A 14689-nucleotide genomic window follows, 5' to 3' on the forward strand; every position below is an offset into this window, starting at 1 on the left:
TCCGTTCGGTCCTGTCCGGGTTTCGCGCAACTGACGGCGAGCGGGTGTGCACGAGGGGTATCAATTCCCCATGAGCCGCACACCGTACGAGACCTTCCCCGGCGACCTGGCCGACCTCGGCGACCTCGGCGACCTCGGCGACGCGGCCGAAGTCACCTCCGACGGAGCCGCCTGGCTGGCCTCGGCAGGAACGTATCCGCGGAGCACGCTCGCGTTCTGGGAGGAGCGGCCGGACGCCCCGGTCGTCCTGCCCTGCGGGACCGTGTTCGACGTGGTGAACGCCCCGGCGATCTTCGGCCGCCGCATGCTGGACCGGCTGTGGGACGAGGGGCCGGGCTCCGGGCCGGTCGCGGTGCTCCGGGGCCGGATGCTCCTGTTCGCCGCCCCCGGCACCGCCGCCCGGCTGCCGTCGCTGCTGGACTGGGAGGAGTGGGGCGGCCGCGGCGGTGCCGTACCGCCGCTGCTGTGCCACGGCACCGGCGACGCGGTGACCGTTCCGGCGCCGGCGCCGCACGGCGCCCCCTCTCCCGCCCCGGCCGGCGCCCGCTGGCTGGTCGCCCCGGACACCCGGCACCCGTGGCTTCCGGGCCCCGAGATCCTGCTCTGGGCGGCCGTCCGCGCCACCCGCTCGACCGTCCGCATATCGATTTTTCCTCCCGCCGATCAGGATGCTAAGGTCTACGACGTCAGCAGGCGCCGCTAGCTCAGTTGGTTAGAGCAGCTGACTCTTAATCAGCGGGTCCGGGGTTCGAGTCCCTGGCGGCGCACGCGAAGTAGGTGAAGGCCAAGCTCCTGTGAGCTTGGCCTTCGGCTTTTCGTCGACGTGGTTCAGTCCCTGCTCGCCGGTGTGATCTTCACGTTCCAGGCGCCGGACGCCGTCCGCCCCTCCACCGCCACCTGCACGCCGTCGCCCGGCACGGTGAAGCTCTCACCGAGGGCGACCGGAGCGTCGGCCAGCGGCGGGTAGACCGAGTTCTCCCAGCAGGCCTCGGTGTGCGGATGGGCGTCGATCACCTCGATCGGCCCGCTGCCGGAGGCCGCCTCGTCGCGGACCCGGTAGACGAGGATGCCCTGCCGGCAGGCCGCGCTGTCGTTGCCGGACGCGTCACGCGCCTCGAAGGCCAGCGCGGTGTCCGGCCCGGTGCGCACCACCGCCAGCTTGTTGCCGTCGCCGAGCCCGAAGGACGCGGTCCCCGCGGCGCCCTGCGCGGGCACACCTTCCGGCCCGGCGGAGAGCGGTTCCAGGGTCAGCCGGGTCGGCGCGGTCCCCCGGACGCACACCACCTGGCGCGGATCCAGCCATCCGAGCTTCCACTTGTGCCAGGCGAAGAGGTCCGGGGAGAGCCCGAACTGGCTGCCCATCAGGTCCCAGTCGCCGACGTAGGTGTCCCAGTCGCCCTTGCCGTCCACCGGGCGGTGGTAGAGGTCGGGGAGGTCGAAGACGTGCCCGGTCTCATGGGCGAGAACCAGCCGGTCCGGCGGGTGCTTCTCGAAGACCGTGACGACCCGGCGGACGTCGGTGCCGTCCACGTGCACCGGGGTGTCGAGGTTGACCACCTTCGTGGCGTCGGAGTCGACGCCGGGCGCGTCCGGGTCGGCCACGAGGTACACGATGTCGTAGCGCGAGAAGTCGACCTCGGGATCGGCCGCCGCGAACGCGTCCCGCAGGTAGGCGGCGCGCAGCGGGATGCTCCAGTCGCGTCGCATGCCGTAGGCGATCGAGGGCCGGGGCATCCGCAGCCAGTGGGTGAGCGGGTGCGGGCGGATGGTGAACTTGCCGTAGGAGGCCTGCTCGTAGTAGCGGCTGGTGGCCGGGAAGTGGTCGGCGGCGAGCTCCGCGGGCGTGGTCTGCGGGACCGCGTCCGGGAAGGAGAGGAACACCATCACGGCCGAAAGCGGATGGGTGGGGCGCGTGTAGTCGGGGTTCCAGGTGTCGACGCCCTCGGAGTGGTGCGCGTCGGTGCGGTGCAGGGCGCAGGGGGCCGTGGAGAACGGCTCGGCGGCCGACGGGCCGGTCAGGATCGTCGTCGCGACGAGCGCCGACATCGTGGTGAACACGGCGGCGGAACTGCGCAGCAGGACACGCGGCACGGAAGGACCTCCGGGGGCGGTTCGCGGGACACCGCCCCCAGCCTCCGTGAGTTTGTCACCTTATGACCTGTTTATCTGCACCAGAAGGGTGAGGGACCACCTGCTCGCCACAGGCAGACCCGAACGGCCGACACCCCGGGACGCTAACGGAACGTCACAAGTGGTCGGGCGCCTCAAGAACCCGTCCAGGTGCGGGCAGAAACGATCTGTCAGAAACACCGGTTCATCGGGGACACTGGACAGTGGCTGGAAGGCCCTCGGGCCAGCCTCTATGATCGGCACACTTTCCTGCACGGACAGAGATCGAGTGCACTGCGGGAGCGAGCGGTGAGCGGAACGTCCGAAGGGCCGACGCCCGCGGCAGACCTCGACCGGTCCGCCGTCACAGAGAGTGACAAGACCTACCGGAAGTCGTACGAGAAGACAGACGAGAAGACGGAACCGACGACCTACGAGCACGCCTTCGCGGCCGCAGCGCTGCCCATGGCCGTGGTCGGCCGCGACGGGCTCGTCACCGCCGCCAACGAGGCGTTCGCCACCCTGATCGGCGCCGATCAGGCCGGGCTGCCCGGGCGGATCGCCGCAGACCTGGTGGACCTGGCCTCCGACGCCCGTACCTGGCACGCCTACCGCGAGGTACTGCGCGGCCGGCAGGCCAGGCTGCGCTGCACCCGCCGGCTGAAGCACCCCGACGGGCACTCGGTCTGGGCCCAGGTCACCATCGCCCCGCTCGCCAAGGACGTGCCGGGCGTGCTGATCTCGGTCTCGGACATCAGTGCCCGCCGCGAACTCCAGGCCCGGCTGCGGCACTTGCAGATGCACGACCCGGTGACCCGGCTGCCCAACCGGACGCTGTTCTTCGAGCGGCTGTCGGCGGCGCTGGAGGCGGAGTCCTACGAGCAGAGCGGCACCGGCCGGATCGGCCTGTGCTACCTGGACCTCGACGGTTTCAAGGCGGTCAACGACACCCTCGGCCACCGGGTCGGCGACCGGCTGCTGGCCGCCGTCGCCGAGCGGCTGACCCGGGTCGCCGACGAGGCCGGCTTCGCACGGGCCGGCGCGCCGCTGGTGGCCCGGCTCGGCGGGGACGAGTTCGCCCTGCTGGTCGAGGACTCGACGGGCACGGAGCAGCTGGCCGATCTGGCCGAGTCGGCGCTGGCGGCTCTCCAGGCGCCGTTCGACCTGGCCGGCCAGCGGCTGTCGCTGTCGGCGTCGATCGGCGTGGTGGAGCGGCACGCCGCCGGCACCACCGCGACCGGGCTGATGCAGGCCGCCGACACGACGCTCTACTGGGCGAAAGCCGACGGCAAGTCCCGCTGGACGCTGTTCGATCCGGAGCGCAACGCCCACCTGGTGACCCGGCAGGCGCTCTCCTCCACCCTCCGCCCGGCCATCGAACGCGGCGAGTTCGTGCTCGAGTACCAGCCGCTGGTGGGTATGGGTGACGGCCGGCTCAGCGGGGTCGAGGCCCTGGTCCGCTGGCACCACCCGGAGTTCGGCACACTAACGCCGAATCGGTTCATCGGATTGGCGGAGGAGGACGGCTCGATCGTCCCGCTCGGCCGCTGGGCCCTGACCACCGCCTGCCGGCAGGCCCGCCGCTGGCAGCTGGACCACCCCGGCGAGCCGCCGATCTTCGTCAGCGTCAACGTCGCGGTCCGCCAGGTCTGGGACTCCGACCTGGTCGCGGACGTCGCCGAAACCCTCGCCGAGACCGGGCTGGCCCCGCACCTGCTCCAGCTGGAGCTGACGGAGTCGGCGGTCATGGGCTCGGCGGGCCGCCCGCTCCAGGCCCTCCAGGCCCTCAGCGACATGGGTGTGCGCATCGCCATCGACGACTTCGGCACCGGCTACTCGAACCTCGCCTACCTCAGCCGGCTCCCGGTCTCCGTACTCAAGCTGGACGGTTCCTTCGTCCGCGGCTTCCAGTACGACGACCCGGGCGACCGCCCGAACCCGGCGGACGAGGTCGTGGTCGAGGCGATGATCCAGCTGGCCCACCGCCTCGGCCTCACCGTCACCGCCGAATGCGTCGAGACCTCGGCACAGGCCTCCCGCCTGCGCCACATCGGCTGCGACACCGGCCAGGGGTGGCTCTACTCCCGGCCGGTGACGGCGGATCGTATCTCCGAGCTGCTGGACACCAGGACCTACGCGGACGCCCCGGTCGGCAAACCGTAGGCGTCGGCGACCAGTTCGTAGGAGCGCAGGCGCAGCTCGCCGCGGTGGGCGTGCGTGGTGAGCATCAGCTCGTCGGCGCCCGTGCGCTTCTGGAGGTCGTCGAGGCCGGCGCGGACCTCGTCGGCGGTGCCGTGCACGATGTTGGCGGTCCAGGAGTGCACGAACTCCTCCTCCATCGGGGAGAACTCGTGCTTCTCGACGTCGTCGGGGTCGGGGAACAGACCGGGCCGCCCGGTGCGCAGCCGCAGCATGTTCACCGCACCGGCCCGCACCTGCCGCTGCGCCTCGCGCTCCTCGTCCACGGCGAGGACGGAGACGCCGATGAGGGCGTAGGGCTCGTCGAGGACGGCGGACGGGCTGAAGGACTCGCGGTACAGGTCGAGGGCCGGGACGGTGTTCTGCGCGGAGAAGTGGTGCGCGAAGGCGAACGGCAGCCCGAGCATGCCGGCGAGCCGGGCGCTGAACCCGGAGGAGCCGAGCAGCCAGACCGGCGGCCGGTGCGGCGACTGCACACCGCCGGGGGTGGTGCTCTGCACCGGCCCCGGGATCGCGTGGATCCTCCGGTACGGATGCCCGTCCGGGAAGTCGTCGTCCAGGAACCGGATCAGCTCGGCGAGCTGCTGCGGGAAGTCGTCGGCGCCCTCGTTGAGGGTCTGGGTGCGGCGCAGCGCGGCGGCGGTGGCCCCGTCGGTCCCCGGCGCCCGCCCGAGCCCCAGGTCGACCCGCCCCGGGGCCAGCGCCTCCAGCGTCCCGAACTGCTCCGCGATCACGAGCGGGGCGTGGTTGGGCAGCATCACGCCGCCCGAGCCCAGCCGGATCCGCTCCGTGTGGGCGGCGAGGTGGGCGAGGATCACGGCGGGCGACGAGGAGGCCACCCCGGGCATCGAGTGGTGCTCGGCGACCCAGTACCGGTGGAACCCGCGCGCCTCCGTGAGCCGTGCGAGGGCCGCGCTGGTGCGCAGGGCGTCGGTGGCGGTACTGCCGGTGCCGACGGTCACCAGGTCCAGTACGGAGAGGGGGACGGGGGCGGTCCCGTGCGTGATGCCCCGGATCTCGTCTGCCGACACGGTGAGAGCCTCCTGATGTACGGGCGTGAGCTGTCCTGGGCGGGGATAACAGGAGGCGGTCTCCGTTTATTCCGTGCGGGTGGGTGGGGCCGGGGGTGGGGACGCTTACCGGCGCCGGCAGGGTGCCTCCCCCAGCCTTCGGCCGGGGTGGGGCACCACCCGTGCCGCTGGGGCGGCACGGGTGGTCCCCAGCTACGCGGCTACCGCCGAGGGCCCCACCCTTGTCCGACCGAGGCCCCCCTTCCCCACGATTCCGCCTACCGAGTCGGATGGTGGGTGTGCGAGGGGTTTTCGGGGGTCCAGGGGGCGGAGCCCCCTGGTGTGGTGCGTTGTCAGGCCTGGACGATCGGTTCGCGGGTGAAGAGGGCGCCGAGTGCGGGAGCGTTCACGCGGCGGTCCGCCAGGCGGAGCCCCTCCCACACGGTCACCTGGTTCGCCGTGAGCACCGGCTTCGACAGCGACTTCTCCAGCAGCGGGATGTGCGCCGCCGTATGCAGGGCGGTGTCCGGAAGGAGCACCGCCTCGGCCTCCCCCGCGTCCGCGGCCCGCGCGAGCGTGAGGACCTCCTCCTCCCCCCAGGTCCCCACCTCCGCCGCCGTCACGATCCCCGAGGACCGCACGCCGGTCACCTCCAGGCCCCCGGCCCGCAGGAAGTCGGCGAAGAGGGACGCCACGTCCTCGGGGTAGGTCGCGCCGACCGCCACCCGCCGCACCCCGAGCTCCCGCGCCGCGTGCACGAACCCGAAGGACGTCGACGACGCGGGCATCCCGGCCGCCCGGGCGAGCGCGCGGACCTGCTGCTGGGCGCCCTCCCAGCCGTACACGAAGCTGCCGCTGGTGCACGCCCACACCACCGCCTCCGCGCCCGCGAGCCGCAGCTCCGCCACCCCGGCGGCCAGCCGTTCCTCGGCCCCCATCTCGCGCAACGCGTCCACCCGGTGCGCGTCCTCGCCGATGTCGGTGTGGACGACGTCCACCCGGATGTCGCTGCCGAGGAGCTGCTCGATACGCGGGTAGTCGTCCTCCGCGGAGTGCCCCGGATAGAGGAGTCCGAGCGCTGTCATGTCCACCCTTCCTGCTGTTCTTCCGGCAGTACGGGCCACTGACCGGACGACGCCGATTCGCCCTGGTGGCGGATCAGCGCCTGGTAAGGGCCCACCGCTCGGGTACCCAGCCTGCGCAGCGCCGCCCACATCGTGACCTGGTTGGCCGACAGGACGGGTATCCGCAGCTCGGCCTCCAGCTGGGGGATGACGTCGTAGGTGGGGAGGTTGGTGCAGGAGATGAACAGGGCGTCGGCGGCCCCGGGCCGTACCGCCTGCCGGGCCATGGCCACCACGTCCCGGTACGGCACCTGCCAGATGTGCCGGGTCAGCCCCATGAACGCGCAGCCGGCTACCCGTACGCCCGCCTCCGCGACGTACTCCTCCAGGACCCGGGTCACCGAGACCGTGTACGGCGTGACCAGCGCCAGCCGCCGTACGCCCAGCTCGGTGAGCACGTCGAGCAGCGCCCCGGAGGTGGTGAGGGCGGGCACGGCGCCGGAGCGGGTCATCGCCTCGCACATCGCGCGCTCGCCCGCGATGCCGCCGACGAAGCTGCCGGAGGTGCAGGCGTAGGCGACGACCTCGGGCGCGACCGCGGTCAGCGCCCGTACCGCCTCGCCGAGCGTCTCGTGCTCGCTGACCAACCGGGCCAGGTCCAGGCTGACCTCGACCGGGACGAACGGTGTCCGGGTCAGGTGCAGGGAGACGTCGTCCGGCACCCAGCGCCACAGCTCGCGGTCGAGCGCGAAGTCGAAGGGCGCCACGACGCCGATGCCGCGCTGGGGACGAGGTCCGCCCAGAAAGGAGACGTCCATGGGAAGCCACCGGCCTCATGCTGGAGATCGAGGGGCAACGGTCGACGGATACGCCCGTGTTGACGAAGGTAGGTTCGGGTGCCAGCGTGGTCAATCCGCACCTCCGAGACATTCCGTCCGCCCATGTCAGACGCTGCCGGACACCGGGAGACCGCCCCGAATGACACCGCCCGTGCCCACTCTGCTGGTCCTCGACGCCGACCCGCCCCCGCGGCTGGGCAGGCTCACCGGCCACGCCCGGATCGTGCGCACGGACGCGGCCGGCCTGGCGGCCCGGCTGCCGGAGGCGGACGTCCTCCTCGTCTGGGACTTCGCCTCGCACGCCGTCCGCGAGGCCTGGCCGGGCGAGGGGCCCCGGCCGCGCTGGGTGCACACGGCGAGCGCGGGGGTCGACCATCTGATGTGCCCGGAGCTGGCCGCGTCCGACACGGTCGTCACCAACGCGCGCGGGGTCTTCGACGCGCCGATCGCCGAGTACGTGGCCGCGCTGGTGCTGGCCGTCGCCAAGGACCTGCCGCGGACCCTGGACCTCCAGCGGGAGCGGACCTGGCGGCACCGCGAGGCGCGCCGGGTGGCCGGCACGCGCGCGTGCGTGGTCGGCACCGGGCCGATCGGCCGGGCGATCGTCCGCACCCTCAAGGCGCTCGGCATCACCACGGCCCTCGTCGGCCGTGTCCCGCGCACCGGCATCCACGGCCCGGACGACCTGGACCGGCTGATGTCCCGCGCGGACTGGGTGATCGCGGCCGCGCCGCTGACCGAGCAGACGTACGGCATGTTCGACGCGCACCGCTTCGGCGTGATGCAGCCGTCGGCCTGCTTCATCAACGTCGGCCGGGGCGGGCTGGTCGACGAGGAGGCGCTGGTCCGGGCGCTGACCCGGCGCTGGATCGCCGCCGCGGCCCTGGACGTCTTCGCGACCGAGCCGCTGCCGGCCGACAGCCCGCTGTGGGACGTGCCGGGCCTGCTGGTCTCCCCGCACATGAGCGGGGACACGGTCGGCTGGCGGGACGAACTGGGCGCGCAGTTCGTGGAGTTGTACGAGCGGTGGGCGGCGGGCAGATCTCTGCTGAACGTGGTCGACAAGAAGCGCGGATACGTGCGCGGTCACTGACCCTCGGGAGGGGCCCATGAAGCTCACCGACCTCACCGCCCGGCAACTCCTCGACGGCTACCGCAAGGGCGAGTTCGGACCGGTGGAGGCGGTCCGGGCGGTCCTGGAACGGGCGGCGCGGATCGGGCCGGAGGTCAACGCCTTCGTCCGGCTCACCGAGGAGGACGCCCTGGCGCAGGCGAGGGCGTCGCAGGAGCGGTGGCGGCGGGGCGAGCCGGCGGGACTGCTCGACGGCGTCCCGGTGACGGTCAAGGACATCCTCCTCCTGCGCGGCCATCCGACCCTGCGCGGCTCGAAGGCGATTTCTGAGAACGGGAGTTGGGACGAGGACGCGCCGTCCGTCGCCCGGCTGCGCGAGCACGGCGCGGTGTTCGTGGGGAAGACCACCACCCCCGAGTTCGGCTGGAAGGGCGTGACCGACTCCCCGCTCTCCGGGATCACCCGCAACCCGTACGACCCCTCGCGCACCGCGGGCGGTTCGAGCGGCGGCAGTGCGGCGGCGGTGGCCCTGGGCGCGGGCCCGCTCTCCCTCGGCACGGACGGCGGCGGCAGCGTGCGCATCCCGGCCGCGTTCTGCGGGATCTTCGGCCTGAAACCGACGTACGGCCGGGTCCCGCTCTACCCCGCGAGCGCCTTCGGCACGCTGTCCCACGTGGGCCCGATGACCCGGGACGCGGCCGACGCGGCACTGATGCTGGACGTGATCGGGAGGCCGGACGCCCGCGACTGGTCCGCACTCGGCCCGGCACCGGGCTCCTTCGTGGCGGGGCTGGACGGAGGCGTCCGCGGCCTCCGGGTGGCCTTCTCGCCGACGCTGGGCGGTCAGGTCGCGGTGCATCCGGAGGTCGCGGCGGCGGTTCGGCGGGCGGTGACGGGGCTCGCGGATCTCGGGGCGTACGTCGAGGAGACCGACCCGGACTTCAGCGACCCGGTGGAGGCCTTCCACGCGCTGTGGTTCGCCGGTGCCGCCCGGGTGACCCAGCGTCTCTCCCCCGAGCAGCGGGAGTCGCTCGACCCGGGGCTGCGGGAGATCTGCGTCATCGGCGCGCGTCTGTCCGCGCTGGACTACCTCGCCGCGGTGGACGTCCGGATGGACCTGGGCCGCCGGATGGGCCGCTTCCACGAGTCGTACGACCTCCTCGTCACCCCCACCCTCCCCCGCACGGCGTTCGAGGCGGGCCTGGAGGTGCCGAAGGGCTCGGGCCACCGCCGCTGGACGGGCTGGACCCCCTTCACCTATCCCTTCAACCTGACCCAGCAGCCGGCGGCGACGGTCCCGGTCGGAACGGACGGCGAAGGACTACCGGTGGGGCTGCAACTCGTGGCCGCCCGCCACCGCGACGACCTGGTCCTGCGGGCGGCCCACGCCCTGTACGAGGCGAACGTGGCCTCGGCACCGCCGGACAACGCCGTCTCGGCTTAGCGCCGTCGGGGCGGAAGGAAAAGCCGGCAGCACCGCGGGAGAGGAGTGACAGCGCCCCGGGAGACGCGAGCGGTGCGACGGCCACGGTGGGTTCGGCACCGCCGCGACAGTGCCATAGTGGCCTGGCGCCGTCGCGGCGGAACAACACATGCGGCGGTGCCGCACCGGAGGCAGGGGCTCAGGCGGCCCGGAACTCCAGCCGCTCCCCCGCCGCGCCGTTGCGCCACAGGTCGTTGCAGGCGGCGGCGATCTCCGGCAGGCCCTCCGTCACCTGACCCCACACGATCCCGGGGACCCACCCCACATCGCCGTTGAGCAGCAGGTTGTTGCGTTCGTAGAAGAGGGCGAGGTCGACCAGCGTGGTGCCGGGGTTCACCTCGCGGTCGTAGCCGTAGGCCTTGGTTGCCAACTCCGTGCCGGCGAAGGAGAAGTAGCAGAGGTCGCCGGGGATGGGGGTGACCGTCGGGTTCTCCAGGGGCGGTTCCGTCGGGGCGAACGGCGGGAAAAGTGCGTAGATCTCGTTGCGGGCGTACTTCGCGTGGTAGACGTCGCCGGACAGCGGCAGGGCGTCCCAGACGGCGGCGCAGGTCCGGGGTGCGCGGTCGTCCAGGAGCCGTGCTGTGGCGGTGACACCGCGGCTGACCAGCGAGACTTCGATGAATCGTTCGGTCATGCCTTCCATGGTGCATAACTCGGTTGGGGTCGGGTAGCCGCGCCGCCATGGCTCCACCACTCGGGAACGAATCAGACACATCAGGGTACGAATCCAGACACAGTCGGCGGGCCGTCCTCGCGGGTGCCGCGGCGGTCGGCGCACTCGGCGCGTTCGGCGCCGCCGGCTGCACGCGCGTGGCGGACGCGGCCGGTACCAACGGCGGTGATCTGCTGCAACGGCTGCGCGCGCAGGGTGTCGTTCGGCTCGGGATCGCCGGTGAGATCCCCTTCGGGTACATCGACAAGGACGGGCACCTGACCGGTGAGGCGCCGGAGCTGGCGAAGGCGATCTTCAAGCGGCTCGGGGTGGACCGGGTCCAGCCGGTGCCGACCGAGTTCGGTTCGCTGATCCCCGGCCTGAACTCCCAGCAGTTCGACGTCGTGGCCGCCGGGATGTACGTCAATCCCGAGCGCTGCGCGCAGGTGATCTTCGCGGATCCGGACTACCAGATGCTCGACTCGTTCGTCGTACGCAAGGGCAATCCCAAGGGGCTGCACGACTACAAGGACGTCGTCGAGAAGAAGGCGAAGTTCGCCACGGGGACGGGCTACGCGGAGATCCAGTACGCGGTCGAGGCCGGGTACAAGGAGAGCGACATCCTGATCGTTCCCGACCAGGTCGCCGGGCTGAACGCGGTGGAGGCGGGGCGCGTCGACGTGTTCGCCGGTACGGCCGTCACCACCCGTGCCGTGGTCAGGAAGTCGGCGAAGGCGGAGGCGACCAAGCCCTTCGCGCCGCTCGTGGGCGGGAAGCCGCACGTGGACGGGGGCGCGTTCGCCTTCCGGTCGGCCGAGACGAGGCTGCGGGACGCCTTCAACGTGGAGCTGCACAAGCTGAAGAGGAGCGGCGAACTGGCGCGGATCCTGCGCCCGTTCGGCTTCACCGAGGCCGAGATGACCGACCTGACGGCGAAGGAGCTGTGCGGGGGAGGGAAGAGCGGATGACCTCGGGACTGTGGGACCTCGTCCTCAAGGGAGCCTGGACGACCATCCAGCTGCTGGTGCTCAGCGGGCTGTTGATGACGGCCGTGGCACTGGTGGTGGGGGTGGCCCGGACGCACCGGCTCTGGATCGTCCGGTTCCTCGCCGGTCTCTACACCGAGGTGTTCCGCGGCACCTCGGCGCTGGTGATGATCTTCTGGGTGTTCTTCGTGCTGCCGGTCGCCTTCGGCTGGCAGCTGGTGCCGATGTGGGCGGGGACGCTCGCGCTCGGCCTGACGTACGGCGCGTACGGCGCGGAGATCGTGCGCGGGGCGCTGGGCGCGGTCGATCCGGCGCAGAAGGAGGGCGGGATCGCGCTCAGCTTCACGCCCTGGCAGCGGCTGCGGCTGATCCTGCTGCCGCAGGCGGTGCCGGAGATGATCCCCTCCTACTGCAACCTGCTCGTCGAGCTGCTCAAGGGCACCGCCCTGGTGTCCATCACCGGCATGGGTGACCTCGCCTTCAGCGGGAACCTGGTGCGGCTGGCGTTGCAGGAGAGCGCGCACATCTACACGTACCTGCTGCTCATCTACTTCGTGATCGCGTTCGTCATCACCCGGCTGATGCGCGGTCTGGAGAAGCGGCTGAAGGCCGGCATCGGCAAGGCCCCGGGGAGCGAACGTGAGGCGCGTGCGGTGAAGCGCAGGGAGACGACCGGGATCGGTGGTGTCGCGTGACGTGGGACTGGAGTGCCGTACGCGATTTCATGCCGCACTTCTGGGACGGCCTGCGGGTCACCCTGGAGGCGCTGGCGCTCGGTTCGCTGATCTCGTTCTCGCTGGGGCTGGTGTGGACGCTGCTGATGCGGACGCCCACGCGGTGGGTGCGCTGGCCGGTCGGGGTGGTGACCGAGTTCGTGCGCAACACCCCGCTGCTGGTGCAGCTGTTCTTCCTCTTCTACGTGCTGCCCGAGTGGGGGCTGACGTTCTCCGCCCTGACCACCGGGGTCTTCGCGATCGGCCTGCACTACTCGACGTACACCATGCAGGTCTACCGGGCCGGTATCGAGGCGGTGCCGGCCGGGCAGTGGGAGGCCGCCACCGCGCTGAGCCTGCCCGCGCGGCGGACCTGGTTCGCGGTCATCCTGCCGCAGGCGGTGCGCCGGGTGGTGCCGCCGCTCGGCAACTACGTGATCTCGATGCTCAAGGACACGCCGATCCTGATGTCGATCACGGTGCTGGAGATGCTCGGCCAGGCGCGGCTCTTCTCCCAGCAGCACTTCCAGTTCACCGAGCCTGTGACGGTGATCGGCGTCGCCTTCATCGTCATCTCCTACCTCGCCTCCCTTCTCCTGCGCACCCTGGAGCGTCGCCTTGTCCGTTGACACCAGCAAGCAGCCGAGTACCACCGGTACGACGTCCGACGAGCTGATCCGTATCGAAGGGGTGACCAAGCGGTTCGGGGACAACACCGTCCTGGACGGGCTGGACCTCGCCGTGCAGGCGGGCAAGCACGTCACCCTGATCGGGCCGTCCGGCTCCGGCAAGACCACGATCCTGCGGCTGCTGATGACCCTGACCAAGCCGGACACCGGCACCGTCACCGTCGACGGGCAGCGGCTCTTCCCCGCGTCCGAGAAGGAGCGGCGGGAGGCCCGCAAGCAGATCGGGATGGTGTTCCAGCAGTTCAACCTGTTCCCGAACATGACCGTGCTGCGCAACATCACCGAGGCCCCGGTGACCGTGCTGGGCCTGTCCAAGGACGAGGCGGAGACGCGCGCCCGGGAGCTGCTCGACCTGGTGGGCCTCGCCGACAAGGCCGACGAGCGGCCGACCCGGCTCTCCGGCGGCCAGCAGCAGCGGGTGGCGATCGCGCGGGCGCTGGCCATGAGGCCGAAGGTGCTGCTCCTCGACGAGGTGACCTCGGCGCTCGACCCGGAGCTGGTCGCGGGCGTCCTCGACGTGCTCAGGGACATCGCGCGCACCACCGACATCACCATGCTCTGCGTGACCCACGAGATGAACTTCGCGCGGGACATCTCCGACCAGGTCCTGATGTTCGACTCGGGCCGGGTCATCGAGGCGGGCCCGCCGGAGCGGATCTTCAGTGAGCCGGAGCACGAACGGACCCGGGAATTCCTCGGCGCGGTGCTGTAGATATTTCCACCGCCGGCGCCGTAAAAGTTTCCCCACACCGTGCCACGACTACGGAAGGTGAACGCCCGATCACCCGAGGTCCGGCGGCCGGGACATTCCGCTGGCATATGCCAGCGGGCCTTTTCCGCAGTTGGGAGCGTTGGAATCTCGCCAACACCCCCTCCGTTTCCGGTGCTTGCCGGTTATCGTGGAGAGGATCCGCCATTCGGATCGCGGCCAAGCAGTGCTGCCGAAGCAGTATCGCCGAGCGAGCGCAGGGGGAACACCGTGGCGCTGATGCACGAGCCGACCGCCCCGTACCATTCCGCCCAGGACGCCCTTCGCGTCCTGGAGACGGTGGCGGGGCACGCCACCGGCGTCACCGACACCGAGCTGGCCCGCAGGACCGGCCTGGGTCCCGAGCGGCTGACCGCGCTGCTGCGGATGCTGCGCCGCGAGGGCTACGTCGAGCAGGTCACCGACGGCGCGTACGTGACCGGCGAGACCCTGCGCCGGCTCGGCTCCGCGCACGAGCGGGAGCAGGCCCTCGGCGAGCAGCTCCAGCTGACCCTCGACCGGCTGCGCGACTCGGTCGGCGCCGCCGTCTACCTCAGCCGGTACGTCGACGGCGAGGTGCGGATCGGCCAGTACGCGGCCGGCCCGACCACCCCCGCGGTCAACGAGTGGGTGGACTTCCGCTCCTCCGCGCACGCCACCGCGATCGGCAAGAGCCTGCTCACCCAGCTCGACCACAACGCCCGCCGCGACCACCTCTCCCGGCACAAGATGGCCCGCCTCACCTCGCGCACCATCACCAGCGACAAGCTGCTGCTCTCCCGCCTGGAGGCGCAGCCGCCGACGGTCCCCGTCCTGGACCTCCAGGAGTACGCGATCGGCACGGTGTGCGCGGCGGTCCCGATCACCGCCGGCTCGGCCGTGGGCTGCCTCGCCCTCTCCCTCCCGGTCGAGGACGCCCACCGGCTCCGCCAGGCCGCCGACACCCTGAACCGCAGCGCGGCTCCCCTGCTGCTCTCCCTGGCCATCTAGTGCTGAATTCCTCTTTCGCTGGGTATATGTCCTGGTGACGGGGCGGTTCGGTTGTTCGGGGCGGGTGCTGGACGGTGGTGTTACGGGCACGGCCGAGCCGTGACGAGAACGAGGAACGGCTCGTGCACCGGCTGG

At 71.7% G+C, this 14689-nt stretch carries 14 protein-coding genes and 1 tRNA gene; 10 read left to right on the plus strand and 5 right to left on the minus strand.

The genetic code is table 11. The features are described from left to right. Nucleotides 1-70 precede the first annotated feature (70 nt). On the plus strand, nucleotides 71-703 hold the full coding sequence (locus JF597_RS44420) for a bifunctional DNA primase/polymerase (RefSeq protein ID WP_294010277.1): 633 nt from the start codon (nucleotides 71-73) through the stop codon (nucleotides 701-703). Next, nucleotides 694-767 (plus strand) — tRNA-Lys (locus JF597_RS44425). The genes JF597_RS44420 and JF597_RS44425 overlap by 10 nt, the downstream gene beginning before the upstream one ends. 61 nt (nucleotides 768-828) lie before the next feature. On the opposite strand, the gene JF597_RS44430 is transcribed toward JF597_RS44425, so the two are convergent. Continuing rightward, a complete protein-coding gene (locus tag JF597_RS44430; protein WP_294010310.1) occupies nucleotides 829-2046 on the minus strand; it encodes a M6 family metalloprotease domain-containing protein in 1218 nt (405 codons plus the stop codon). Nucleotides 2047-2418: 372 nt separating this feature from the next. On the opposite strand from JF597_RS44430, the gene JF597_RS44435 reads away from it, so the two are divergent. Further along, entirely contained in the window at nucleotides 2419-4272 is a 1854-nt protein-coding gene (locus JF597_RS44435) for an EAL domain-containing protein (protein ID WP_294010279.1), read from the plus strand. Here the strand turns inward: JF597_RS44435 and JF597_RS44440 are convergent. The 3 genes from JF597_RS44440 to JF597_RS44450 form a co-directional block, all read right to left on the minus strand. Beyond that, nucleotides 4242-5339 carry an LLM class flavin-dependent oxidoreductase gene (locus tag JF597_RS44440; protein WP_294010282.1) on the minus strand — a complete coding sequence of 366 codons (1098 nt, stop codon included), beginning with the start codon at nucleotides 5337-5339 and terminating at the stop codon, nucleotides 4242-4244. The genes JF597_RS44435 and JF597_RS44440 overlap by 31 nt on opposite strands. 332 nt (nucleotides 5340-5671) lie before the next feature. Next, nucleotides 5672-6403 (minus strand): decarboxylase, encoded by a 732-nt coding sequence (locus JF597_RS44445; RefSeq protein ID WP_294010284.1) that lies wholly within the window; start codon nucleotides 6401-6403, stop codon nucleotides 5672-5674. Further along, nucleotides 6400-7200: an aspartate/glutamate racemase family protein gene (locus JF597_RS44450; RefSeq protein WP_294010286.1), complete on the minus strand. Its 801-nt coding sequence runs from the start codon at nucleotides 7198-7200 to the stop codon at nucleotides 6400-6402. Before JF597_RS44450 ends, JF597_RS44445 begins: the two co-directional genes overlap by 4 nt. A gap of 160 nt (nucleotides 7201-7360) precedes the next feature. On the opposite strand from JF597_RS44450, the gene JF597_RS44455 reads away from it, so the two are divergent. Beyond that, complete coding sequence (locus tag JF597_RS44455; protein WP_294010289.1) at nucleotides 7361-8314, plus strand: D-2-hydroxyacid dehydrogenase; 954 nt, start codon at nucleotides 7361-7363, stop codon at nucleotides 8312-8314. Between the two features lie 16 nt (nucleotides 8315-8330). Further along, complete coding sequence (locus JF597_RS44460; RefSeq protein WP_294010292.1) at nucleotides 8331-9737, plus strand: amidase; 1407 nt, start codon at nucleotides 8331-8333, stop codon at nucleotides 9735-9737. Between the two features lie 178 nt (nucleotides 9738-9915). On the opposite strand, the gene JF597_RS44465 is transcribed toward JF597_RS44460, so the two are convergent. Continuing rightward, nucleotides 9916-10410 carry a DUF3830 family protein gene (locus JF597_RS44465; RefSeq protein WP_294010294.1) on the minus strand — a complete coding sequence of 165 codons (495 nt, stop codon included), beginning with the start codon at nucleotides 10408-10410 and terminating at the stop codon, nucleotides 9916-9918. 47 nt (nucleotides 10411-10457) lie between these two features. Here JF597_RS44465 and ehuB point away from each other — a divergent pair, with 47 nt between their 5' ends. From ehuB to JF597_RS44490, 5 genes are all read left to right on the plus strand, one after another. Continuing rightward, nucleotides 10458-11396 carry an ectoine/hydroxyectoine ABC transporter substrate-binding protein EhuB gene (ehuB, locus tag JF597_RS44470; RefSeq protein WP_294010297.1) on the plus strand — a complete coding sequence of 313 codons (939 nt, stop codon included), beginning with the start codon at nucleotides 10458-10460 and terminating at the stop codon, nucleotides 11394-11396. Next, entirely contained in the window at nucleotides 11393-12109 is a 717-nt protein-coding gene (ehuC, locus tag JF597_RS44475; protein WP_294010300.1) for an ectoine/hydroxyectoine ABC transporter permease subunit EhuC, read from the plus strand. The genes ehuB and ehuC overlap by 4 nt, the downstream gene beginning before the upstream one ends. Then, nucleotides 12106-12756 carry an ectoine/hydroxyectoine ABC transporter permease subunit EhuD gene (ehuD, locus tag JF597_RS44480; RefSeq protein WP_294010303.1) on the plus strand — a complete coding sequence of 217 codons (651 nt, stop codon included), beginning with the start codon at nucleotides 12106-12108 and terminating at the stop codon, nucleotides 12754-12756. Before ehuC ends, ehuD begins: the two co-directional genes overlap by 4 nt. After that, nucleotides 12746-13528, plus strand: coding sequence for an amino acid ABC transporter ATP-binding protein (locus JF597_RS44485; RefSeq protein WP_294010306.1), 783 nt, complete (start codon nucleotides 12746-12748; stop codon nucleotides 13526-13528). The genes ehuD and JF597_RS44485 overlap by 11 nt, the downstream gene beginning before the upstream one ends. Nucleotides 13529-13795: 267 nt before the next feature. After that, nucleotides 13796-14554, plus strand: coding sequence for an IclR family transcriptional regulator C-terminal domain-containing protein (locus tag JF597_RS44490; RefSeq protein ID WP_294010308.1), 759 nt, complete (start codon nucleotides 13796-13798; stop codon nucleotides 14552-14554). Nucleotides 14555-14689: the final 135 nt, after the last annotated feature.

It is taken from the genome of Streptomyces sp., assembly GCF_019510245.1.
Lineage (GTDB): Bacteria > Actinomycetota > Actinomycetes > Streptomycetales > Streptomycetaceae > Streptomyces.